Source organism: Rubneribacter sp. (assembly GCF_965361815.1).
This window is the reverse complement of sequence record NZ_CBDTNW010000064.1, coordinates 42,718-66,574: the sequence shown is the minus strand read 5'-3', so window position 1 is coordinate 66,574 and position 23,857 is coordinate 42,718. Positions and strand designations below refer to the sequence as shown.

Annotated in this window: 17 protein-coding genes; 14 read left to right on the top strand and 3 right to left on the bottom strand. The window is 66.8% G+C overall.

Annotated features, from left to right (window positions below):
• The first annotated feature begins 199 nt into the window (after nucleotides 1–199).
• The 3 genes from recJ to ACWKY3_RS04785 are packed head-to-tail and all read left to right on the top strand — an operon-like array spanning nucleotide 200 to nucleotide 6,705.
• Complete coding sequence (gene recJ, locus ACWKY3_RS04795) at nucleotides 200–3,613, top strand: single-stranded-DNA-specific exonuclease RecJ (protein WP_449315284.1); 3,414 nt, start codon at nucleotides 200–202, stop codon at nucleotides 3,611–3,613.
• A complete protein-coding gene (locus tag ACWKY3_RS04790) occupies nucleotides 3,606–5,999 on the top strand; it encodes a RelA/SpoT family protein (protein ID WP_449315283.1) in 2,394 nt (797 codons plus the stop codon). The genes recJ and ACWKY3_RS04790 overlap by 8 nt, the downstream gene beginning before the upstream one ends.
• 46 nt (nucleotides 6,000–6,045) lie before the next feature.
• Entirely contained in the window at nucleotides 6,046–6,705 is a 660-nt protein-coding gene (locus ACWKY3_RS04785) for an MBL fold metallo-hydrolase (RefSeq protein WP_449315282.1), read from the top strand.
• Nucleotides 6,706–6,917: 212 nt separating this feature from the next.
• Here ACWKY3_RS04785 and ACWKY3_RS04780 read toward each other — a convergent pair whose 3' ends face one another.
• Nucleotides 6,918–8,069 carry an MFS transporter gene (locus tag ACWKY3_RS04780; RefSeq protein ID WP_449315281.1) on the bottom strand — a complete coding sequence of 384 codons (1,152 nt, stop codon included), beginning with the start codon at nucleotides 8,067–8,069 and terminating at the stop codon, nucleotides 6,918–6,920.
• A 490-nt stretch (nucleotides 8,070–8,559) separates the two neighbouring features.
• Between ACWKY3_RS04780 and ACWKY3_RS04775 the strand changes: the two genes are divergently transcribed.
• Nucleotides 8,560–9,189 carry a DUF47 domain-containing protein gene (locus ACWKY3_RS04775; protein ID WP_449315280.1) on the top strand — a complete coding sequence of 210 codons (630 nt, stop codon included), beginning with the start codon at nucleotides 8,560–8,562 and terminating at the stop codon, nucleotides 9,187–9,189.
• 149 nt (nucleotides 9,190–9,338) lie between these two features.
• On the opposite strand, the gene ACWKY3_RS04770 is transcribed toward ACWKY3_RS04775, so the two are convergent.
• Both ACWKY3_RS04770 and ACWKY3_RS04765 read right to left on the bottom strand, forming a co-directional pair.
• Nucleotides 9,339–10,307 (bottom strand): trimeric intracellular cation channel family protein, encoded by a 969-nt coding sequence (locus tag ACWKY3_RS04770; RefSeq protein WP_449315279.1) that lies wholly within the window; start codon nucleotides 10,305–10,307, stop codon nucleotides 9,339–9,341.
• A 6-nt stretch (nucleotides 10,308–10,313) separates the two neighbouring features.
• Nucleotides 10,314–11,390, bottom strand: a complete 1,077-nt coding sequence (locus tag ACWKY3_RS04765; protein ID WP_449315278.1) for a zinc dependent phospholipase C family protein — start codon at nucleotides 11,388–11,390, stop codon at nucleotides 10,314–10,316.
• Nucleotides 11,391–11,513: 123 nt separating this feature from the next.
• Between ACWKY3_RS04765 and ACWKY3_RS04760 the strand changes: the two genes are divergently transcribed.
• The 10 genes from ACWKY3_RS04760 (at nucleotide 11,514) to ACWKY3_RS04715 (ending at nucleotide 23,481) form a co-directional block, all read left to right on the top strand.
• Nucleotides 11,514–12,737 carry an MFS transporter gene (locus tag ACWKY3_RS04760; RefSeq protein ID WP_449315277.1) on the top strand — a complete coding sequence of 408 codons (1,224 nt, stop codon included), beginning with the start codon at nucleotides 11,514–11,516 and terminating at the stop codon, nucleotides 12,735–12,737.
• A gap of 1,282 nt (nucleotides 12,738–14,019) precedes the next feature.
• Nucleotides 14,020–16,347, top strand: a complete 2,328-nt coding sequence (locus ACWKY3_RS04755) for an LPXTG cell wall anchor domain-containing protein (RefSeq protein WP_449315276.1) — start codon at nucleotides 14,020–14,022, stop codon at nucleotides 16,345–16,347.
• Nucleotides 16,348–16,368: 21 nt separating this feature from the next.
• Entirely contained in the window at nucleotides 16,369–17,529 is a 1,161-nt protein-coding gene (locus ACWKY3_RS04750) for a heme-binding Shp domain-containing protein (RefSeq protein ID WP_449315275.1), read from the top strand.
• Nucleotides 17,530–17,572: 43 nt separating this feature from the next.
• Nucleotides 17,573–18,613 (top strand): heme ABC transporter substrate-binding protein IsdE, encoded by a 1,041-nt coding sequence (gene isdE / locus ACWKY3_RS04745; RefSeq protein WP_449315274.1) that lies wholly within the window; start codon nucleotides 17,573–17,575, stop codon nucleotides 18,611–18,613.
• A gap of 12 nt (nucleotides 18,614–18,625) precedes the next feature.
• A complete protein-coding gene (locus ACWKY3_RS04740; RefSeq protein WP_449315273.1) occupies nucleotides 18,626–19,618 on the top strand; it encodes a FecCD family ABC transporter permease in 993 nt (330 codons plus the stop codon).
• Nucleotides 19,608–20,384 (top strand): ABC transporter ATP-binding protein, encoded by a 777-nt coding sequence (locus tag ACWKY3_RS04735; protein WP_449315272.1) that lies wholly within the window; start codon nucleotides 19,608–19,610, stop codon nucleotides 20,382–20,384. Before ACWKY3_RS04740 ends, ACWKY3_RS04735 begins: the two co-directional genes overlap by 11 nt.
• Before the next feature lie 204 nt (nucleotides 20,385–20,588).
• Nucleotides 20,589–20,900: a PadR family transcriptional regulator gene (locus ACWKY3_RS04730; protein ID WP_449315271.1), complete on the top strand. Its 312-nt coding sequence runs from the start codon at nucleotides 20,589–20,591 to the stop codon at nucleotides 20,898–20,900.
• On the top strand, nucleotides 20,897–21,532 hold the full coding sequence (locus ACWKY3_RS04725; RefSeq protein ID WP_449315270.1) for a DUF1700 domain-containing protein: 636 nt from the start codon (nucleotides 20,897–20,899) through the stop codon (nucleotides 21,530–21,532). Before ACWKY3_RS04730 ends, ACWKY3_RS04725 begins: the two co-directional genes overlap by 4 nt.
• Nucleotides 21,522–21,842 (top strand): hypothetical protein, encoded by a 321-nt coding sequence (locus ACWKY3_RS04720; RefSeq protein WP_449315269.1) that lies wholly within the window; start codon nucleotides 21,522–21,524, stop codon nucleotides 21,840–21,842. Before ACWKY3_RS04725 ends, ACWKY3_RS04720 begins: the two co-directional genes overlap by 11 nt.
• A 358-nt stretch (nucleotides 21,843–22,200) precedes the next feature.
• On the top strand, nucleotides 22,201–23,481 hold the full coding sequence (locus ACWKY3_RS04715; protein WP_449315268.1) for an aspartate kinase: 1,281 nt from the start codon (nucleotides 22,201–22,203) through the stop codon (nucleotides 23,479–23,481).
• Nucleotides 23,482–23,857 lie beyond the last annotated feature (376 nt).

Sequence of the window (23,857 nt, the reverse complement as noted above, 5' to 3'; positions counted from 1 at the left end):
ACCTGCGAAGTCTCCTTGGTTCGGAGCTTCCTTGACGCGAACCTGCGTGCGCGGGCGGAGCGCCCTTGCTCTTCGCGTTGAATCTGTGGAGCGTCCTTGGCCTTTGCGCCGCCGGGCGATTCCCGGTGACACCGCCCCCTGATTGTGGGACAATGGCAGACGAACGAACAACGTCTCTCGCATGTGAGGTACCGGACCCATGTCTGCCCAGTTCAACATCAAGGCGGCCGACCCCGCATCGGTTGCGCGCCTGCAGCGCGAGCTTGGCCTGCCGCGCTTCGTGGCCGCCACGCTGGCGGCGCGCGGCATAGCCGACGCCGCCGAGGCGCGCCGCTTCCTCTCGCCGTCGCTTGAGCGCGACTGGCTGGACCCTTACGCCATCCCCGGCCTGTCCGAGGTGGCCGACGCGTTGGAGGCCGCCGTGAAGCGCGGCGACCACATCCTCGTGTTCGGCGACTTCGACCTGGACGGCATCTCGGCCACCACCGTGCTCACCCGCGGCTTGCGCGCGCTGGGCGCCCAGGCCACGCCGTTCATCCCGCTGCGCTTCGAGGAGGGCTACGCGCTTTCCGAGGCCGCCTTCGTGCGCGCGTGTTCATTCGGTCCGGACTTCATCGTGACCGTGGACTGCGGCATCGCGTGCAAGAAGGAGGCGGCCATGGTGGTGGACGCCGGCCTGGGGCTGGCCGTCACCGACCACCACGAGCCGGCCGACCTCGTGCCCGAAGGCGTGCCCGTGGCCGACCCGAAGCTGGATCCCGCCTGCGGAAGCGCCATCTTGGCCGGCGTGGGCGTGGCGCTCAAGCTTGTGCAGGTGCTGGGCGGCCGCCTGGGCAAGCCCCATCTGTGGCGCGAGTTCACCGACTTCGCCACGCTCGGCACCGTGGCCGACCTCATGCCCATGCGAGGCGAGAACCGCGCGCTCGTCTCCGACGGCGTCGCGCGCATGAACGCCGCTCCGCGCCCGTGCATAGCCGCCCTCCTGGCCACGTCCGGCGCAGCCGACAAGCCCGTCAGCGCCACGAACCTCAGCTTCTCGGTCATCCCGCGCCTCAACGCCGCCGGCCGCATGGGGGACGCGCAGTTGGCGCTCGACCTGCTCATGACCGACGACCTGTCCGAGGCCCAGCGCCTGGCCTCCCGGCTGGAGGCCGTGAACGACCAGCGCCGCGCCATCGAGGCCGAGCTTTCGGAGATAGCGAAGGCCCAAGCCGCGGACGTCTACCGCGGCCAGCGCGCGCTCGTGGTGGCGGGGGAGGGCTGGCACGAGGGCGTGAAGGGCATCGTGGCCAGCCGCCTGGTGAGCGCCTACGGCGTGCCCAGCCTGCTGTTCACCATCGACGGCGACGAGGCGCGCGGGTCGGGCCGCAGCGTGGGCCAGGTGAACCTGTTCAAGGCCGTGGAAAGCACATCCGACGTGCTCACGCGGTTCGGAGGCCACGAGGCGGCCGTGGGCGTGACGCTGCCCGCCGACCGCCTTCCCGAGTTCGAGCGGCGCCTTGCCGCCTACCTGGACGAGCTGCCAGAGGGGGCCTTCCATCCGCTCGTGAACATCGACGCATGCGTTGAGCTGGGGGAGCTGACGCTGGAAAGCGTCGCGCAGCTGGACGCGCTCGCGCCGTTTGGCCAGGAGTTCCCCGTGCCCGTGTACCTGGCGCGCAACGTGACGCTTGCGAACGCGCGCGCGGTGGGCGCCGAGAAGAACCACTTCTCGTGCTCGCTCACAGACGGCCGCGCCTCGGTGTCGGGCATCATGTTCCACTGCTCGGACATCGAAACGCTCATGCGCACGGACAGCGTGGTGAACGCCGCTTTCGAGGTGCAGATAGACGAATGGCGCGGCCGCAAGTCGGTGAAGGCCATGCTGCAGTCGCTTGCGCCCGCCCGCGCCTGCGGCGGCTTGGAGGCCTGCCTCAACCCCGAAAACCTGGGCTTCGTGGCCGACCTGTACGCCACGAGCGACGCCGAGCTGGTGGCCGACGCGCCGCACGACCCCGCCGCCGTGGAGGCGTACGAAGCGTCTTTGGAGCAGAGCCGCGCCGCCTGGGAAGCTGCGGCAGCCGAAGACTCCGAGGGGCTTGAAGACGCCGTCGCGCGCGCCATCATCGGCGACCGCCCGCTGCACGAGGCGCAGCGGGCCATCCTCGACCATCTGAGGCAGGGCAGGTCGGTGCTCGGCGTGATGGCCACGGGGCGCGGCAAGTCGCTCACCTTCCAGGTGCACGCCGCCGTGCGCGCGCTTGCGCGGCACGAGGCCAGCCTGTTCGTGTACCCGCTGCGCGCGCTCATCGCCGACCAGGCGTTCCATTTGCGCGAGGCGCTTGCCGCGTTCGGCGTGCGCGTGACGGTGCTCACGGGCGAGAGCACGCCCGAGGAGCGCCGGCAGGCGTTCGCGGGGCTGGCCGACGGCGCCTACGACATCGCCCTGACCACCCCGGAGTTTCTGGCGTGGCATGCGGAGGAGTTCGCGGCCGCAGGGCGCGTGCGCTTCGTGGTGGTGGACGAGGCGCATCACATCGGCATGGCGCGGGCGGGGCAGCGTCCGGCCTACGCGGCCATCGGCGCGGCCTTGGCGAAGCTAGGCGTCGGCCGCGACGCCGCTTCCGCCGCTTCCGCCGACGGCTCCGGGCGGCCTGCGGTGCTGGCCCTCACGGCAACGGCCGACGACGAGGCGGCCGCCGCCATCGAGCGCGAGCTTCCCCTGGACGCCTGCGTCCTCGACGAAACCGACCGTCCCAACCTCCAGGTGGACGACCAGCGCAACCTGCGCAACCGCGACGACTACCTGGCGAACCTGGTGGCCACCGGCGAGAAGACCGTGGTCTACGTGAACTCGCGCGAGCAGTCGGTGACCGTGGCGCGCGCCCTGCGCAAGCGCGTGCCGCAGGCGGCCCCGCTCATCGGGTTCTACAACGCGGGGCTCTCCCGCAGCGAGCGCAAGCGCATCGAGGACTTGTTCCGCACCGACGCGCTCAGCGTGCTGGTGGCCACGAGCGCGTTCGGGGAGGGCGTGGACATCCCCAACATCCGCCATGTGGTGCTCTACCACCTTCCCTTCAACGAGATAGAGTTCAACCAGATGAGCGGCCGCGCCGGTCGCGACGGGCAGCGGGCGTGCGTCCACTTTCTGTTCGGGCGGGCCGACTGCTCCATCAACGAGCGCATCCTGCGCGACATGACGCCCGGGCACGATTGCCTGGCCCAGGTGTACCGCAAGCTGCGCAGCCTTCAGCGCGCCAGCGCCGAGGAGTTCTTCGCCATGGGCGACGCCGATTTGGCGGCCGCCGCCAGCACGGACCTGTTCCCGGTGAGTCCGGCCTCGGCGGCCTGCGGCGTGGAGGTGTTCCGCGAGCTGGGGCTCATAGAAACGCACACGGCGCGCCGCGCCGACGGAGCGACGCGCGCGATCCACGTGCTGGAGGCCCGGTCCAAGGTGGAGCTCACCGACAGCGTGCGCTACCGCGAGGGCCTGGGAGAGCTCGAGATATTCCATGCGTTTCGGGACTGGGCCATGAGAAGCGATTCCGAAAGCCTGCGTTTGCGCCTTTCCCGCCCCATTTTGCCGGGGAAGGCCGCGGCGGGCATGCAACGAAAGGAGGCCGTCGATGGCTAGGGAGCATCGCGAAGAGCTGTTGGGCGAGGCCCTTGAGGGGTCGCCCCGCCAGACGGTCGAGGACAGCCTGGGCCGCCCGCACGTGGCGGAGAAGTCGTTCGCGCCCGAGGCGAAGCGCGGCGGCCAGGGCACGAACACTCCCGAGGAGCGGTTCGCCGAGCTGCAGCGGCTCACCTCGGCGTACCTGTCCGCAGACGACGAGGCGCTGCTTGCCAAGGCGTTCCGCTTCGCAAGCGACGCGCACGAGGGGCAGTGCCGCAAAAGCGGCGAGCCTTTCGTGGCGCATCCGGTGGAGGTGTCCATCATCCTGGCCGATTTGCACATGGATGTGGAGACGCTCATAGCGGCGCTTCTGCACGACACGGTGGAGGACACCGAGGTGACCGCCGATCTGGTGGCGCGCGAGTTCAACGATCAGGTGGCCTACCTGGTGGAGGGCGTCACCAAGATCACGCGCATCGAAGTGGAGAGCCTCTCCGACAAGCAGGCGGCCACCATCCGCAAGATGTTCGTGGCCATGAGCAAGGACATCCGCGTCATCGTCATCAAGCTGGCCGACCGCCTGCACAACATGCGCACCTTGGGCGCCCTGCGCGAGGATCGCCGCATCTTCAAGGCGCGCGAGACGCTGGAGATCTACGCGCCCATTGCGCATCGCTTAGGGATCAACTCCATCAAATGGGAGCTTGAGGACCTGTCGTTTTACTATTTGGAGCCGAACAAGTTCAAGCAGGTCTCCCGCATGGTCACCGAAAGCCGCTCCGAGCGGGAGGGATACCTTGACCAGGTCATATCCATCCTGCACCAGGAAATGGACAAGGTGAGCATCCAGGCGCAGATCATGGGCCGCCCCAAGCACCTCTACTCCATCTACCAGAAGATGACCAAGAAGGGCAAGGGCTTCTCGGAGATCTACGACCTCATTGCCGTGCGCGTCATCGTGAAGACGGTGCGCGACTGCTACTCGGCCCTGGGCGCGGTGCACACGCTGTGGCATCCCATGCCCGGCCGCTTCAAAGACTACATCGCCATGCCCAAGTTCAACATGTACCAAAGCCTGCACACCACGGTCATCGGGCCGGCGGGCCGGCCGCTTGAGGTGCAGATCCGCACGGAGGAGATGCACCGGCAAAGCGAGTACGGCGTGGCGGCCCACTGGCGCTACAAGGAGAAGGGCGGCCGGGGCGGAGACGCGCTCGACCAGCAGCTGGCGTGGCTGCGCCAGATGGTGGACTGGCAGGACGAGACGCAGGACTCCCGCGAGTTCCTCAAGGACCTCAAGGTGGACCTCGCGCCCACGGAGGTGTTCGTGTTCACGCCGAAGGGCGAGGTCATGAGCCTGCGCGTCGGATCGACGCCCGTGGATTTCGCCTACGCCATCCACACGGAGGTGGGCAACCACTGCGTGGGGGCGAAGGTGAACGGCGCCATCGTGCCGCTGTCCTACGAGCTGCAGCTGGGCGATCGCGTGGAGATACTCACGCAGAAAAGCGCAAGCCCCTCGCGCGACTGGCTCACCATGGTGAAAACGCCGAGCGCCCGCAGCAAGATCCGCTCGTTCTTCAGCAAGGCGAGCCGCGGCGACGACTTGCAAAACGGCCGCGACCGCCTGACCCGCGAGATGCGCAAGCACGGGCTGGGCATCTCGAGCGCGCAGTCCATGCGCGCGCTCAAGACGGTGGCCGACCACCTGGGCTACAACGATGCCGACGACATGCTGGTGCACATCGGCACGGGCAAGGAAAGCGCCCAGCACGTGGGCAACCGCCTGCTCAAGATCCTGGTGGACAAGGGCAACGAGGCCGAGGGCGCGCTGGATCTGGTGGCGGGCAACATGTCCACCGGCAAGATGCCGCCCATGCTCACCAGCGTGAAGGCGCCGAAGAAGCACGAGGCCCATACGTCCAACGGCGTGGTGGTCAAAGGCGTGGACGACGTGCTGGTGCGCCTGTCGCGCTGCTGCAACCCCGTGCCGGGCGACGAGATCCTCGGGTTCGTCACGCGCGGGCGCGGCGTGTCGGTGCACCGCGCCGACTGCCCGAACGCGGCCGACCTCAAGCAATCGCCCGAGCGCATCATCGACGTGGCGTGGGAGCGCGACCTGCCCAAGAACACCTCGTTCAAGGTGGAGGTGTTCCTTGACGCGCTCGACCGCATGAACCTGCTGCGCGACGTGACGGTGGTCCTGTCCGACATGGGCGCCAACGTGCTGTCGTGCTCGGTGACGGCGCATCGCGACGGCATGGCCGAGATGCGCTTTTTGTTTCAGGTGTCCGATGTCGGCCACATAGACGTGGTGCTGGACAAGCTGCGCGCCATCGAGGGCGTGTTCGATGCACGGCGCATGGTGCCCAAGCTGGGCGGGAAGAAGGCCCCGCAGTCCTGACGGCGGCGCGGGCGCGAGGCGAAAGACGACAGAGAGGACGTTTTCCATGGCCAAAGTGAAGAAAGCGGAAGGGACGTGCGTGCCCGTTGAGTACGTGACGCTGGGCATGCTGGGCAACAACGTGTACCTCATCTCCGACGGAGCGGCCACCATCGTGGTGGACCCGTCGTGCGAACCCGACGAGATCTTGGCGGCGGCAGGCGGGCGCTCCATCGACGCCATCGTGCTCACGCACCGGCATCACGACCACGTGGGCGCCGCCAAGGCGCTGCGTGATAGGACCGGGGCCCTGGTCATCGCCTCGGCGGTGGACGCGCCGGCCATCGACGGCACCGCGCAGCCGGCCGACGAGCGGTTCGAGCCGTGCCCGGTCGACCACCTGGTGGGCGATGGGGACATCCTCAAGATAGGGAACATGCCGTGGAAGGTCATCCTGACGCCGGGGCACACCGAGGGCTGCATCTGCCTGTTCTTGGATCCCCGGTTCGGAACGGATCCGGCGGGCGCGCCTGTGCTCGTGTCGGGCGACACGCTGTTTTGCGGCACCATCGGGCGCACGGACTTCCCGGGCGGCAGCATGGACGCTATGCGCCATTCGCTCAAGCGGCTGGCGGCCCTGCCGGACGAGACGGTGGTGCTGCCGGGGCACGAGGCCCTGACCACCATCGGCGCCGAACGCAAGCGCGTGTTCGCCTACTACGCGTAGGGGTGTCGGGGCGCGGGCGATGCGCGCAGATGGCCGAGTATGTGGCCGCGGGTCCGGACGCGCAAGGGAGTGTCGGGGCGCCCGCGACGCGCGGGGTCCGGGTGCGTGCGAGTTCGGGCACGGGCGCGGGTCCGGGTGGCGCGCGGATCTGGACGTGGGCGGGCGTGCGAGCGGAGCGTTCGCGATGGGGCATCCGTCTTGCGTCGATCCTGCTAGCTACCCGCCCGTTCGCGACGGCGCATTGCCAGCGTCAGAGCCAGGCACGCAAGCGAAAACACCCCGAACAACGCCAGGCCGGGCGCGTTCGTCCCGGTCAGGAGCGAAGAGGCCGACAGCACGAGGGGAGGGAAGAACCCTCCCAAACCGCCCCACATGGACACGATGCCGTTGGCGGTTCCGGCGTTCTCGGCAAAGTGCAGGGGCACCAGCTTGAACACCGCGCCGTTGCCAATGCCGCATGCGGCGCCGACCAGGTAGATCCCCGTCAGGAACACGGGCAGCCCGGGCGCGGCCGCAAGCACGGCGGCTCCGGCTGCCAAAACGGCGAACACGCAGGCCAGAATAGCGCAGCAGCTCAGCCGGTCGGACAGCCACCCTCCCAGCACGCGCAGAAGCGCCGCCGACGCCACGAACGCGGAGGTGGCCGCGCCCGCCGTCACGCCGTCCAGGCCGTAGTGCAACGTGAGGAGGCTTGGCAGGTACACGGTCAGCGCCACGAACGCCCCGAACGTCACGAAGTAGAAAAGCGACAGCGTCCAGAGCCGCCCGTCGCGCGCCACCGCGCGCATCTGCCGTGCGAGGGGCGTTCTCACGCGGGGTTCGTCGCGATCCCCCAGCACCAGGTTGGCCAGGGCAAAGGCGGCCAGCAGCACCAAATACAGCTTGACGGCGCCCCGCCAGCCCAAGGCGACGGCGGCGACGGGCGCCAGGTAGGCGGTCAGCGCCGTGCCCACGTTGCCGAATCCGTACACGCCGTTCGCAAAGCCCTGCCGCTTTTTGGGGAAGTACTTCGGCAGGGAGGTGACGCCCACCGAGAACACGGCGCCCGCAATGCCCAGAAACGTGCCGCCGACGAGGAGGTCCTGGTACGTGGTTGCCTCGCTCAAAAACCAGACGGGCGCCAGCAGCGCGACGAAGCTGGCCGAGAACACCGCCCGCGCCCCGAACAGGTTGGCGCAGTATCCGAACGGGATGCGCAGGATGCTTCCCAGCACCACGGGGACGGCCGTCGCAAGCGCCACGTGCTCCGGGGGGACGAACACGTCCTGTCTGATGTAGGGAAGCAGCGAGGACAGGATCACCCATGCCATGAACGCCGCCGTCAGGTCCGCGGTTTGCAAGGCCAGCTGCACGCGTGATCTCATGTTGATTCCCTCCCCCGTGGAAATCCCATCAAATTGCTTTCAGTCTACCATGCGTGCCGCGGCGCTTGCGACGGCACCGGGGGTTTCAAGGGGTTTCCCCGCATCGCGATGGGCGGCTTGCGAGGGAGTTGTCCGCGTTGCGGCGGGCGGTTTGCGAGCGGGGACGCCGCTGGCCGCATTGCGCGTTGCGGCTGGATTGACCTGCGCTTTCGAGGAAAGCGCGCGGGCGGGGCGCGGTGCTTCGCGGGGTGCCGTGCCGCGCCCTTTTTTTGATGTGCGCCTTGATTGGGCCGCAACCTGGACGCTCATCCGGTTTCCGGATTCAATCAACCTTTTCGGCGCGCGAACGCCCCGATCTGCGAAAAGCGCGCCCATCCCCTTTCGCAAAGCTGAAATTACGTTAAACTGATGATTTGCAGGCTTTTGGGCTTTCGCCGGCGCGGCCGGCCGTGCCGCTTGCGTGTACTTGCTGTTCTTGTAAGGAGGCCCCATGGGCAAGAAGCACAAGTTCGACTACTTCGACGCGTTTGAAAAGCAGACGAAGCTGGCGGTGCAGGAGGCCGATCTGCTGATAGAGGCGGTGGAGAAGTTCACGGAGGCGGAGAAGCTGAAAGAGGTGATGGAGCGCGCCCACGAGCTGGAGCACGAGGGCGACGAGATCAACCACGCCATCCTGAAGACGGTCGCCACCGACTTCATCACGCCCATCGAGCGCGAGGACATCATCGAGCTGTCCCAGCGCCTGGACAACATCGTGGACTTCATCGAGGACGTCATGCAGCGCTTCTACATGTACGACGTCCATTTCATGCACCACGACGCGTTGGAGTTCGCCTGCCTCATCAAGAAGAGCTGCGAGGCTTTGGACAAGGCCATGGAGGACTTCCGCAACTTCAAGAAGTCCAAGAAGTTCAAGCAGCTGATCGTGGACGTGAACACCTACGAAGAGGAGGCCGACCAGCTGTACATGCACGTCACGCGCAAGCTCCACACGCACGACAAGGAAAACCCCATGCGCGTGCTGGTGTGGTCGCAGATCTTCGACCGGATGGAGCGCTGCTGCGACGCGTGCGAGAACGTGGCCGACACCATGAACACCGTTTTGCTGAAAAACGTGTAGCGCGCTTGCCCGCTTTCGGACGCGCCTGCAACGCGTAACGCGCCCGCCCGCCGCCTCCAGCTGCGCTGCAACGTGCAGGGCGCCCGCCCGCCGCTTCTGGTGCGTCCGCTCGAAAGCCCACCCGCCGACCTGCGGCTCGGCGGGCCTTCTCAGCTGCGCGGTTCGAAGGGGTCGCGCAGCTGCTCGGGTTCCTCGTGCCCTCCGGCGCCCTCCATGAAGCGATGGAGCTCTTCCCGGTCCACGACGATGCGGTCGCTGGGGTCGCTCGCCTTCGCTTCCTTGGCTGCGGGCGGCGGCGCGCTCTTCACGGCAGCGCCCTCGTCAGCGTCGATGGTCGGCAGGGGCGAGGTCTTTCCCGGCGTGCGCCACAGCCGGCGCAGCTTGGCGTAGGCGCTGCTGCGCTCGCGTTCACGCTCGACCTTCCCCTTCGGTGGGCGGACGCGGCGCGCCACCGACTTCACCGGGCGTGACACCGCGTTTGCCACCACGTCGGAGTAGTCCTTGGGCTCTCTGGTGCGCCAGCCGAAGAACAGCGAGGCGTAGCGGACTCCCAGCACCAACACGACGCAGGTGAGGGCCGCGTACTGGTCCAGGATGTGGTTCGTGCGCATGGCGGCGTAGGCGATGCAGCCCAGAAGCGCCGCGCTCACGTACAGCGAGCCCGCCTGGAACGCCTCGGGTTCGCGGTTCATGCAGATGTCGCGCACGATGCCGCCGCCGTTGGCCGTGATGGTGCCCAGGATGACGGCCGGCACCGGATCGAGCCCGGCCGACAGCGCCTTGCCCGTGCCGATGATGGACCACAGCGCCACCGACAGGTTGTCCAGAAGGTCCATGGCCGGATCCAGGTAGGTCGCCAGCTTGCCCAGGTAGAACACGGTGATGCCCGCAGCCACGCACGACACGATGAGGGTGGGCTTTTGGAACGCGTAAATGCCGTAGTCCTGCATGAGGATGTCGCGCATGATGCCGCCGGCCAGCCCCGTTACGATGGCGATGCACGACACGCCGAAGATGTCGTAGCGCGCCCGCACCGCGCTGAGCGCGCCGAACAGCGCGCCGGAGACGGTGGCGGCAAGCTCGAGCCAGTAGGGTATGGTGAGCGCGACGTCGAGCACGGCCGGCTACGCGCTTTCGGCCGGGGTTTGCGCGTCGTCCGCATGCGGGCCGGCCTCGTTCGGACCGCCTGCGTGCGGGCCGTCTGCGTTCGGATCGCCTGCGTTCGGATCGCCTGCGTTCGGGCCGTCCTCCACGGACAGCACCACGGCGGTCGTCGGCCTTCCGGAAAAGTCCAGGTCGTGGGTGATCGCGCGGGCGGCCTCCACGTTGAATCCGGGCCGATCGAACGTCGGGATGGCGGCGCAGGCGCAGGAGCGCGCCTTGTCGTAGAGGTCCCAGAAACTCTCGGTGCGCACCTCGCCCGTGAAAGGGTTCTCCCACGCGCGGCGGTCGCGATTGTCGAAGACGCTCTCCGTGAGCTCCACGGGACGATGGCTCATGGCCTGGAAGAACGAGTGCGGCCGCACCAAGCGCTCGATCCTGCCCGCAAGGGCCCGCTTCGCGCCGGTGGGCGAGTGGAACGCGGCTTGGGCCAGGCGGTAGTTGCGCACGGAGCGCGCGAACAGGTCCGCGGGGACGAACCGCCCGTACACGGTCAATGCTACGAAGGCGTGCATCTTGGAGATGGCGTCCAGGACGCGATCGTTGGCTTTGAGGATGTCGGTTGCGGGGTTGAACGCGGCCACCGTGGTCCCGCGCTTGGTGAACAGCACCAGCTCGTCCAGCTCGCTTTCGATGATGCCGTGCACCTCGTGGCCGTCCGCGCGCGAAAGGCCCGGCTCGCCCGCGTCGCACAGGCTGTGCTCGTGGAAGTACACGAACGGGTGCAGCGTGGAGTCCAGCACGTGATGGCAGAGGAACCCCAGGGCATACGCGCGGCCCACGGCCCGCTCGCCGTCCTCCAAAACGGTCAGCGACTGCTTGAGCGCCGCGAGCAGATCCGCGGGCTTTTGGCTGTGCATGGTGCTGCCCAGGCGGCTGTGCGCATGCAGGCTGGGGCTGAGCACCGCGAAGAACAGCGGGTCAGGACCTTGGTTTCCCAAAAGGAACGCATCGGCTTCGTCGCGCGAGCCCCCGATGAGGGGATAGTGGCGGTCGTAGACCTCCCGTCCGAACGTATCGTGCGCGATGATTGCCGGCATGGCGCGAACTCCGTTTCTGACCTCGATTTTACCTATGGCTTCCAACGCTGTCAGTATACAATGTGCGAGCGCTTGTTAACCGTCGTTTTTCCGCTTGCGAAAAACCTTACAGAAAGGGAAACCGTGCTCGGCAAACTGACCAGGCAGGAGAGGAGCTGGGTGCTCTACGATGTGGGCAACTCGGCGTTCGTCATGCTCTCCACCGCGCTCATACCCGTCTACTTCGCCTCGCTGGCCGAACCCGGCTCGTCGGTGGTGGTGGCGTGGGGCTATGCCGAGACGGCGGCGGCGCTCATTTTGGCGCTGCTCATGCCCGTGCTGGGGAGCTTGGCCGACCTCAAGGGCAACAAGAAGAAGTTTTTCGTGGGCTTCATGGGCACGGGCGCGGTGGCGTGCGCGGCTTTGGGCATTCCCGCCGAGGCGCTGCCGTTTTTGGTGGTGTACGTGGTGTCGTCGATCATGCTGAACGGGTCCATGGTGTTCTACGACGCGTTTTTGGTGGACGCGGCCGCCGAGGACCGCTACGACGAGGTGTCGTCGCAGGGTTACGCCTGGGGCTATGTGGGCTCGTGCATCCCGTTTATCGCGTGCCTGGCCGTGGTGCTGGGAGGGCCGTCGGTGGGCATCGACGCGGCGACGGGCATGAAGGCGGCTTTCCTCATCACGGCGGCATGGTGGGTGGCGTTCAGCGTGCCGCTTATCCGCGACGTGCATCAGACGCACTACAAGGAGCGCAAGCGGCATCTGCTGCGCGAGACGTTTTGCGGCCTGTGGGCCACGATGAAGGGCATCGCGCGCGATAAGCGCCTGCGCCTGTTCATGCTGGCGTACTTCTTCTACATCGACGGCGTGCACACCATCATCAGGATGTCCACCAGCTACGGCACCGACCTGGGCATAGACTCCACGCAGTTGGTGCTGGCGCTCTTGCTGACGCAGTTCGTGGCGTTTCCGTCGGCCATCGCCTACGGACGCTTGGCCACGCGGTTCGGGGCGCGACGCATGCTCATGACGGCGGTGTTCGCGTACTTCTGCATCACGTTGTTCGCCGCGTTCTTTTTGCGCGAGGCGCTGCAATTTTGGATTCTGGCTGTGTGCGTGGGCTTGTTCCAAGGGGGCATCCAGGCGCTGTCGCGCTCCGAGTTCGGCAAGCTGGTGCCCAAGGACCGCGCCAACGAGCACTTTGGGTTCTTCGACGTGTTCGGCAAGTACGCCGCCGTTATGGGCACGCTGCTGGTGAGCGTGTTCACGCAGCTGACCGGCAACGCCTCGGTGGGCGTGCTGTCCATATCCGCGCTGTTCGTGGTGGGGTTCGTGCTGCTGGCGCGGATGCCGAAGGAGGAGTAGGGCCGCAAGGCGCGCGCCGGCGCTGCGGGTGCGCGGCCGACGACTGCGGGCGACGCCGGATCCGCAGGCGCGTCGTGCGGGGCGCGCCGGTGTGCCGGATTCGCAGGCGCGTCGTGCGGGGCGCACGGCGGCCTGTTGAAGGGGTGCGGCTTGCTGGCGCGTAGGCAAGCGGCCTCGGCAACGCGGGGAGGGGGCTTGCCTGCGCGTTGGGACGTTGGCGGGCGTTCGGCGGGCACGCTGGCAGAGCACGCGGATGCTGTGCGCCGCCGAAACGCGGCGGTGCGTGGGCGCTTTGCGGGCTTTACCGCTTGCGGGAGGGGTAGCTGACCCGGCTGCTTTCGTTGAACAAGCAGACGACCAGGGCAATTGCACCAATTGCCATGACGGCTGCGAGCGTTTTGCAAGTTGTGCCCAGAGGTTTTCCCATGGTTCTCCCCAGTGCTTGTGTGCTGTCTGTCGTTTCGTCCCAGTATGATGCTTGGTCTTTGCGAAAGCCTTGGCAGCTGCTTACAGAATGCTTACGAGTTCGTAACAAGGGGGTTCTTGGGGGTGGACGGCAAGCCGTTCGTGCTTGAGGCGCGAGGCCGCCTGCGTCCGCAGCGGCGGAGGCAGGGCCGAAAACGCCCCTCGTTGAACCGGAACCGACATGGCCGGGCCGGCCCGCCGGGCAAAGTTCCGCCGGCGCTTCGGAAGGCCCTCCCTGACGAGCGGGCGGGACTTTCCGAAGCGTCCGATCAGGGGAAGCCCGGTCCGAGGATTGGCCAAAGCGGGTTCGCGTCAATCCTGATTTAACAGAGGGCGGCTGCGTTCTGGCCGCAAGCCGCGCCCTGTGGCGCGCTTGGACCCCTTTTCGCTGTCCCTTCCGGTCGCTGTTGTTGGAAAATCCCAGGTCGCGAGCATCGCGGTCTGGTGTTGCCATGCGAAATGGCTTTTCTCGCGCCATAGGGCGTCGTTTGCAGCCAAGGCGGCGGAGGAGGGGAAGGGAGGCGAGTCTTGTCGAACGTGGCTGCAAGGGCTTCGCGTTCCTCCCGAATCGTGAAGATACCGTGAAGTTAACCATAATTAACACTTGGAAACGGAAAGTCGCGAGCGTCCCCCTTGCGTTCATGCTATAAATCAAAAAGTTTCTTTAGGTTAACATTTGTGCGAGCGAAGCATTCCTGGAGCGCGAAAGGCAAGATGCGGCGAGATTCGCGCGGTTGGTTTTGCCTGGCGGGCGGTATGCCGTCGGGTGGGGCTTGCGCTTGGGGCGCTGCGCGCACGATGGGAAAGGAGTTGAAGCATGGCAAGATCACGGCAGGTTTTCGCGTTTGCCAAGGGAGGGATGGCGGTCATGCTGGCGGCAACGTTGTCGCTGAGCATGGCGCCCGCGACGGCTCTTGCCGAAGCAGGATCGGGCGCGCAGGGCGGGGCGGTCGCAACGGCGGCGGCTGGCACCGTGCAGACCCCCGACGGCTTCTACGTCGAGAGGGACAAAGCCTATTCGCTCCCCACCGCGTTTGCGGCCGCAAGCGGTAGTGCGATGGGCACGAGCATGGTGAAAGGCGTGTTCGGAAACTCCGTCACGGCTGCGTACGATGGCAGCAAATGGAACGTGACGCTGACGGCCGGAGGCGGCATGGCGTCCATGGTTTCCTGGGTGAACGTCGGAGGCGTTCAGCAGAACGCCGTTGATGCCGGCAACGGAACCTACACGTTCACGTTTTCTGCCGACAAGCTTTCCGACGTTGCGAGCGGCAGCGCGCACATCAGCGGGATGGGATCCACTGTCGCAATCACCATCGCTATCGACGCCAGCTCCCTGTCCACCACCGCACCCGCGCCCGCGCCCGACGAGGACCAGGTGAACACGGACGCCCTCGAGAAGGCCATCGCCAACGCCGAGGGCCTCTTGGCGCAAAGCGACAAGACCGAGGAGGCGAACGCGGCTCTGCGGGCGGCGATCGACGAAGCCAAGAGAGCGCTTGGCGCCGATGACCAAGACGCCGTGAATGCCGCTGTCGCAGCTTTGGAAAACGCTGTCGGCAAATTCGAGGCGAGCGAGTCTGCTCCCCAAGCTCAGATACTGCCCGTCTCCTACTTCGTGAAAGATTCCGGAAACGCGTTCTCCGGCATGCTTCCCGCCGAGGTGCAAGCCGTGAAGTCCCAGGCGGGCGGCTACGAGGTGTCCGTTCCCGTTCCGGCGAGCACAGTGAACATGGTGGGCGGCACGTTCTGGATGAAGGACGCTTCGGGCGCGAGCGTGGACCCCGACAAGGACGCAGATGGAACCTGGGAGTACAAGCTGCATGTTGCCGATGTGTCAGGCGCCGCCGAGTTCAGCTTCGGCTACACGGTGTCCATGGGCGGCCATCAGGTGTCCAACACCCATAACATGATCATGCGCTTCTTCGATTGCGCCGCCATCAACGGCGCTTTGGCCGCCGCCAAGGACATCAAGGACGACGGCACCGACGCCTACAAGGCCGTGGCCGATGCCCTTGCCGCCGCCCAGGCTGTGGTGAGAAACCCCGCCGCCTCCAAAGCCGACCTCGACGCTGCGGCAGCTGCGCTGAACGGAGCTATCGCAAGCTACAACAACCAAGGTGGCGAGCAGCCCGGCGAAACCCCCGGCGAGCAGCCCGGCGAGGAAAACGGCGATGCCGTTGAGACGCCCGGCGGCTTTTTGCTGGTGCAGGGCAAGGAGTACGCCGTGCCCGTGAAGCTGGTCAAAGACGACGGCACCGACTCCATGGCGGCCGCCTACTTCGAGCCTGAGGGCGCGATTGCGTGGACGGGGTCCGCGTATCATGTGACGTTCAAGGTCACGCCTGACGGGCAGCGGTTCATCACCTCCATCGACGGAGTGGAGGATTTGGGCGGCGGAGCCTACCGGGCAACGGTCGATTCCATCGTGAAGGCCGTGGCGTTGAAGTTCGGCCTGACCGTGCCCGGGATGGGGGCCATGACCCAAACCGGCTACCTGCAGATCGACACGACGGTCCTGCCCACGAAGTCCGGCGAGCAGATCAAGCCGGAGAGTCCGACCGTTCCCTCGGGCGGAAACGACGGCCCCAACAATAACGCCACCGGCAACGAGGCGACGGCGAAGTTCCAGGTGGGCCACACCTACCAGGTGCCCATCGCGTTCATGAAGCACAACAGCTCCGAAGCGTCCATGGCGGCGAAGTACTTCGGCGACACGGCGCTGGTGCGTCCGCAGGCAAACGGCACGTTCCAGGTGTCGTTCGCGGCCACGAGCGAGGGACTCAACTACATCAAGTCGCTCTCGCACAACGGCAGCGCCATCCCCCGAAGCGGCGACCAGTTCACGCTGTCCATTCCGTCTGCCGAACGCGACGTGGTCATCCCCATTGAGATGTCCGTCACCATGATGGAGCAGCTGGGCATCGGCCAGGCGCAGACCGCCGACATGCATCTGCGCCTCTCCCAGGCGAAGGATCTGGGCACCGGCGCAAACGGCGTGGCGGCGTCCTCGTCGTCCAGCCTGGCCAAGACCGGCGACTCCTCCGCGGGGCTTGCCACGTTGGCGGGCGCTTTGGGCGCCCTGGGGGCGGCCGGAGCCGTCTTGGCGACAAGCCGTCGGCGCGCTTCGCGCAGCGGCAAGTAGGAACCAACTGAAAGGCACAGCATGACCAGACGCATTCACGTCGCGACTGCGGCGGCATGCGCCCTGGCAACGGCGCTCGTCCTTGCGGCGAGCGCCGTTTTCCCGGGGAGCGCGTTCGCTGCCGTCTCGGCCGTGCACACGGCCTCCGCGATTCCCACCTACGAAAACCCTGCGACCGGCGTCATCGAGGACTCCGCAGGCCAGAGCAACGTGGCGTTGGGCGAGTCTATGGTGGAGAGCATCGTCCACCAAAGCGCGCTCATCGAGCGCGACACCGACGGCACGCTGTACGCCAGCTTGCGCTTCAAACTGGCCGACCAGATAAGCGCCATCTCCTTCGAGACGTCAGCTGACGGCTCGACGTATGCGCCGGCCGCAGGCGCGCAGATGCAGACGGGCACCGATGCCGCCACGGGGACGGCCACGGCTGATTATCGCCTGCCCATCCCCAGCGAAACGGCCACTATCCGCTGCTCCATGGACGTCATCCCCATGGGTCGGGCGGTCGTCTACTTCATCCGGTTCGGCGAGCTGCAGGAGGGCGACGCTGACGGCACGTTCGTGGTGTCGGTGACCCCTGGGCAGGGCGCCGACGATGCGGCGGCTGCCGCTGCGACGGCCCCGACCGCCGATGGCGACGGCGCGACGGCCTCGGGCGACGGCGCGACGACCGAGGAGCCTGCGCAGGATGCCGACGATTTGACGAACGCCGCCAAGAACGAGGGCGTGCAGGAGTTCGACGAGGAGGGCCGCGAGGTCACGGGCGACAAGCAGGCGCAGGCTACGCTTGATGGCGGCACCGTCCTCATGGTGATGGGCGTTGCGGCGGCGGTGGCCGTGGCGGTCGGTGTCGCAGCGTACGCGGCGTACCTGCGTCCGAAGCGCGCGCGGCAGGCGAGCGCGGCGGCTGCCGCGGCAGCGGCTGCGGCGGCGCCGACGGGCCAGGGCGGCGGCGTGTCGGGAGCGTCTGCGGGCGCGTCCGCGACCGACATGGTTGGAGCGGTTGGCGCACCCGGCGCACCCGGCATGACCGGCGCGGGCAAAGGCGCCGATGCCACAGCGGCCGAGGAGGGCGGCGCGGCGAAGGTTTTGGCAGTCGGTTCCGGCAAGGGCGCCCAGGTTTCTGGCGGGGCTGACGCGTCCAGCGGCGAAAGTGACGGAGAGGACGCGGCCCGTGCCTAAGCGCGCATCGGCATCGCGTGGGATTGCGAGGGCGGCGCGCCGCATGGCTGCCGTCGCCCTCGCGGCGTGCCTTTCGTGCGCGCTCGCGCTGGCGGGATGCGTCGACCAGCACCCCGAGCGCGCCGAACGCGAAGACGGTGCCTACGAGCCGCGCATCGTGGCCACCTCGCCCGCCGTCGCCGAGATCTGCGACAAGCTGGAGCTTAACCTCGTGGGCGTGCCCACCACGTCGCGCGGCCTGCCCGAACGCTACGCCGACCTCGACCAAGTGGGCACGGCCATGGCTCCCGACCTGGAGATCTTGAAATCGCTGCGTCCCGACTACGTGCTCTCTCCCAACTCGCTGCAAAGCGATCTGCAGCCGAAGTACGCCTCGGCCATGATGGCCTCGGTGTTCCTCAACCTGCGCAGCGTGCAGGGCATGTACGACTCCATCTCCTACTTGGGCGAGAAGTTCGGCCGCGAGGAGCAAGCCCAGGCGCTCGTTAGCGAGTACACCCAGTTCATCGAGGAGTATCGCGCGCGAAACGAAGGCAAGGAGGCGCCGACGGTGCTCATCTTGATGGGCGTTCCCGGCTCGTACGTGGTGGCCACGCCGAACAGCTACGTGGGCAGCCTCGTGGAGCTGGCCGGCGGGCGCAACGTCTACGCCGATGCCGCAGAGGAGTTCATCAACGTGAACACCGAGGACATGCAAGCGCGCGACCCCGACATCATCCTGCGCACGTCGCATGCCCTGCCCACCCAGGTGATGGCCATGTTCGCCAACGAGTTCGCCACGAACGACATTTGGAAGCACTTCCGCGCCGTGCAGGAGGGGCAGGTGCACGACCTCCCCTCCGACAAGTTCGGCATGAGCGCCGAGTTCAACTACCCCGAGGCGCTTGAGGCCTTGCAACCCATCCTCTACGGAGGGCAAGAGGGCGGCGACGGCGCCGCGGTGGGCGAGCAGGCGGCTGCGGCGGCGGCCGAGGCCCTGGCCGCGGGCAATGCCGAAGCCGTCGCCGATGCGGTCGCCGGCATGGCAGGCAGTGCGGGCGGCTCAGGCTCCGGGGTGGCCAGCATCGTGGACAAACAGGAATAAGGAAGGTATCGCATGGTAAGCCCCTTGCGCAAAGCGGCGGCGTTCGTCGTCACGGCGGCGGCGCTTGTCGCGCTGTTTCTGGTCGCCGTGAACGCGGGAAGCCTGCAGGTGACGCCCGAGCAGCTGGCAAGCGGCCTGTTCGTGGCGTACGACGACGCTGTGTCCACCATCTACGACCTGCGCTTCCCCCGCATCTTCATCGCGATGGCGGGCGGCGCGGCCACGGCGGTGTCGGGCGTGCTTCTGCAGGCCGCCATCCGCAACCCGCTGGCCGATCCGGGCATCATCGGCATCAGCTCTGGCGCGTCGCTGGCCGCCGTGCTGGTCACCGGGTTCTTCCCGGCGCTTCTGTTCTTCACGCCCGTGTTCGCGTTCGCCGGCGGGCTTGTCGCGTTTCTGCTGGTGTACAGCCTGTCGTGGCGCGGCGGGCTGTCGCCTCTGCGCATCATCCTCGTGGGCGTGGCGGCAAGCGCCATGTTCACGGGCATCATGTCGGCGTTCAGTTCCAGCGGCGGGGCCACCTCCAACAGCGTGACCAGCCTGGTGGACGCCAATATCACGATGAAGACCTGGGACGACTTCCAGACGATCGCCCTTTACGGGGCCATCGGCCTGGTGCTTGCCCTGCTGGTGGCGAAACGCTGCGACCTTCTGGCGCTCGAGGACAAGACGGCGCGCTCGCTGGGCGTGGACGTGAGCAAGAACCGCATGCTCATTTCGGCCGTCGCCGTGCTTTTGGCGTCGGTGTCCACGGCCATCATCGGCCCCATCAGCTTCCTCGGCCTCATTGTGCCGCACATCGCGCGGCTTGTGGTGGGCTCCTCGCACAAGGCGCTCGTGTCGTATTCGGTTGTGCTCGGCGCGTTCTGCCTGCTTCTGGCCGACACCGTGGGGCGCACCATCGCCGCGCCCTACGAGATCAGCGCGGCGGTCGTCATGTCCATCGTGGGCGGCCCGGTGTTCATCCTGCTGTTGAGAAAGGCGCGGAGCAGCTATGGCGAATAACGTGTTCACGATCTCCGGCCTGTCGTTCGCATACGGCCAGAAGCGCATCTTCGAGGGGCTTGACCTTTCTTTGCGCGAGGGCGTGGTGACCACGCTCATCGGGGCGAACGGCTCCGGCAAATCAACGCTCTTTAACCTCATGACGAAAAACCTCAAGCCCAGCGCGGGCAGCGTGTTTCTGCGCGGCGGCGACGTGGGGCTTTTGCGATTGCGCGACTTCGCGAAGCTCGTGGCCATCGTGCACCAGCGCAACACCGTCCCGGCCGATCTGTCGGTGGAGAAGCTGGTGGAGTACGGGCGCTTCCCGTACCGGGCGCTCGGGCGGCGCGCGGATGCGGCCGAGGACGAGCGCATGGTGAGGTGGGCGCTTGAGACGACGGGGCTTTTGGAGTTCGCTCGCCAGCCGGTGTCGTCGCTGTCGGGCGGCCAGGCGCAGCGCATGTGGATTGCCATGGCGCTGGCGCAGGGGTCGAAGGTGCTTCTGCTCGACGAACCAACCACGTATTTGGACGTGCGCTATCAGCTGGACATCCTGCGGCTTGTTCGGCGGCTGAACGAGGAGTTCGGCATGACCGTGGTCATGGTGCTGCACGACGTCAACCAGGCGCTGCACTACAGCGACGAGGTGGTGGCGCTGGCCGACGGGCGCATTGTGGCGCAGGGTGCGCCTGAGCGCATTGTGACGTCGGAGCTGCTCGAGCAGGTGTACGGCATCTCTCTGCGCGTGGTGGACGTGGACGGCAAGCCGTTCGTGCTTGAGGTGTGAGACCGCCTGCGTCCGCAGCGGCGGAGGCGGGGCCGAAGCGTTGTGCCGCCGCGCCGCCGCGCCGTCAGGTCCCCAAATCGCCGGGCCGGCAGGCCGTCGGATGGGCTTTGTCCGAGCAATCGCCTCTTGCAAGCCCCTTCATCGTATAGTACTATGTGATGCATAGTATAACGCGGACGGAGGTATGCACACGTGGATGCGCAGATGAAACGAGGGTTTCTCGAGGCATGCGTGCTCGCGTCGATCCGCAACGAGGACTCGTACGGCTATCGCATCCTCAAGGATGTGCCCGACGTGCTGGGGCTTACCGAATCGACGCTCTACCCGCTGCTCAAACGGCTGGAGGCGGCGGGGCTTCTGACGGTGCGCTCCGTGGAGCACAACGGCCGTTTGCGAAAGTACTACCGGATAACGCCCGAGGGCCGCGCCCGCCTGGACGAGTTCGTTGCCGAATGGGACGACGTGCAGGCCATCTACCGGTTCATCAGGGGCGGGGAAGCGAGGAGCGACGCATGAGCGAAACGAGCAAGCAAGCCTATTTGGAAGCGCTGCGCCGCGAGCTGGCAAGCCTTCCGGCGGCGGAGGCGGACAAGTCCGTCGCCTTCATCGAGGAAATGATAGACGATCGCATGGAGGACGGGGCGACCGAGGCCGAGGCCGTGGCTGCGCTTGGCAGCCCTGCGGAGGTCGCGCGGTCCATCGCGGCCGAGCTGCCGCCCATCCCGGGGGCCGTCGCCAAGCTCAAAACCGGCAGCCGGGCAGCGAACTGGGTGCTGGCCGTGGTGCTTTCGCCTTTGTGGGTGCCGCTCGCTGCTGCGGCGGCGCTTACGGCGGCGAGCGTCTACCTGACCATCTGGGCGCTTGCGCTGTCGGTGTGGCTGCTGGCGATCGGCCTTTTGCTCGGAGGGCCGCTTGGGCTGGGCACGCTGGCGTACTGCTGGATCATCGGAATGCCGGTGGTGGGGCTCTGGCAGCTCGGCGGCGGTCTGCTCTGCTTCGGCCTGGGCGTGTTCTGCCTGTTCGGGGCGATGCGGGCAAGTGCCTGGCTTGTCCGGGCGTCGCATCGGTACGCGGCCATGGTCAAATCGCTGTTCGTGAGGACCCCGAAGACGGGGGCGTTTGCAAAGGAGGCGGCCTGTGAAGGGTAGCACGAAACGCTGGTTCAAAGTGGCGGGGGCGTGCTGCGCGGTGGGGGCCGTGCTCATGCTGGCGGCGCTTGCGCTGGTCGGGTTCGACGCCCGTCGGCTGTCCCTTCCGCTGCCGACGGAAATCGGGCAAGCGGCTGCGCCTTCGGCGTTGGCGGCTCCTGCGTCCTCGGGGGCTTTCCGGGCCGCTGCGGCGCCCGCCAAGAGCGTTGCGGCTTCTGCAGACGCAGAGGAGCCTGCGGCGTTCGATTTTTCGGACAAGGTGGAGCTCAACCGACGTGCCTTCGCCGCTGTCGCAGATGCCATCTGGTGAATCTCCGCGCGTCTTTGCCGGAGGGACGGAGCTTGCTTCCAAGCTCGTTTCTAGCTGCCGATCCCAAGCGTTCGGCAAAGGCCGTGCTTCGTAGCATGATGCTTGAAAGCATAGCTTTGTAGAAGCGCGGCGAGCCGCGACGGCGTGCTGCCGCTTTGTAGAAGCGCAGCGAGCCGCGATGGCGTGCTGCCGCTTTGATCCTCTCGGACATTCGGGCCTCCACCCGCCCTGGGCCTCTACCCGCCCCCTGCATTCCCCGTGAAGAACGCGCCTGATGGCGGGCTTTCGCTCGGACCCGTGCCGGTTGTTTGGTATAGTGAGGGACCGATTGGGAACCCGTGGGATCAGAAAGAACGCCATGTCGCTAATCGTATGCAAATTCGGAGGCACGTCGGTCGCTTCGCCCGAGCGCATTCAGATGGTCGCGAAGAGGCTCATCGCGAAAAAGCAGCAGGGCCATGACGTGGTGGCCGTGGTGTCCGCCATGGGCAAGACCACCGACGAGCTGGTGGGGTTGGCGAACCAGATCAACGACAATCCGCCTGCTCGCGAGATGGACCGGCTGCTGTCCACGGGCGAGCAGGTGTCCATGACGCTTCTGGCCATGGCCATAGAGGCGCGCGGCTACAAGGCCATGAGCTTCACGGGCCGCCAGGCCGGCATCGAGACGGACGGCGCGCACGCCAAGGCCAAAATCGTGAAAGTGCACAACGAGCGCATCATGGAGGCCCTGAACAGGGGCATGATAGCCGTGGTGGCGGGATTCCAGGGCATTGACGCCAACGGCGACATCACCACGCTCGGCCGCGGCGGCTCCGACACCACGGCGGTGGCGGTGGCGCACGGCCTGGGCGCCGACGTGTGCGAGATCTACTCGGACGTGGACGGCGTGTACACGGCCGATCCGCGCGTATGCCCGCGTGCGAAGAAGCTCGACGTCATCAACTACGACGACATGCTGGAGCTGTCCAGCTCCGGCGCGGGCGTGCTGCAGATGCGCGCCGTGGAGTTCGCGCGCAAGTACCAGGTGGTCATCCATTCCCGCTCGGCGTTCTCCGACGCCGAGGGCACCTACGTCAAGGAGGAGGCTGACAAGATGGAGGAAGCCGTCATCACCGGCATCGCCCACGACACGTCCGAGGTGAAGTTCACCATCCGCAGCGTGCCCGACATGACGGGCGTGGCCGCGAAGGTGTTCTCCGCGCTGGCGGGCAACGCGGTGAGCGTGGACATGATCATCCAGAACATCTCGCAAGACGGCATCACCGACATCAGCTTCACCTGCCCCGGCGCCGACATGAGGCGCGCCTGCGAAACGGTGGAGCGCGTGCTGCCCGACATCAACGCGCGCGACTACGACGTGGACGAGGACATTGCCAAGGTGAGCCTGGTGGGCACGGGCATGAAGTCGTCGCCGGGCGTGGCGGCGCGGGCGTTTCAGACGCTGGGGGAGAACCAGATCAACATTCTTGCCATCTCCACGTCACCCATCCGGCTGTCGGTGGTGGTGGACAGCGCGCAGACCGCAGCGGCCGTGCGCTGCCTGCACACGGCGTTCGGCCTGGACAGCGACAGCGTGTTCGAGGAGACGCAGCTTTCCGCCGAGGAGATAGCCGCGAAGATGAACAAGGGACGTTGACGTTCCGCTGGCCTGCCGGCCGGCGGAACGGGCCGACGCTGCGAGGGGCTGGCGCACGCCGCCTTCGCGGGATCTCAGAGGCTCGCGTACCGTAAGTACGCGTCGCCTTCGTGATCCCACGAATTCGGCGCATCCCAGCGCCTCTCGCTGACTTACTGCGCCAACCTGTAACTTAGGGGAACTTGGTAGTAAAAAACTTTTTTAGGCATGCAGACGCGTGGAGGGTGAAGTTGTTCTGCATGCTAGAATGACAACGAGCCAACGGGGGTAAGTCCTGAGCGCCAGGCGGCGCCTGCTTTTGCGAAAGGGGGGCGATCCGCTTGGATGCTGCCGCGTTGCTCCTCAAGCTTGCAGCTTCGGCTGTCGGGCTGGCGGC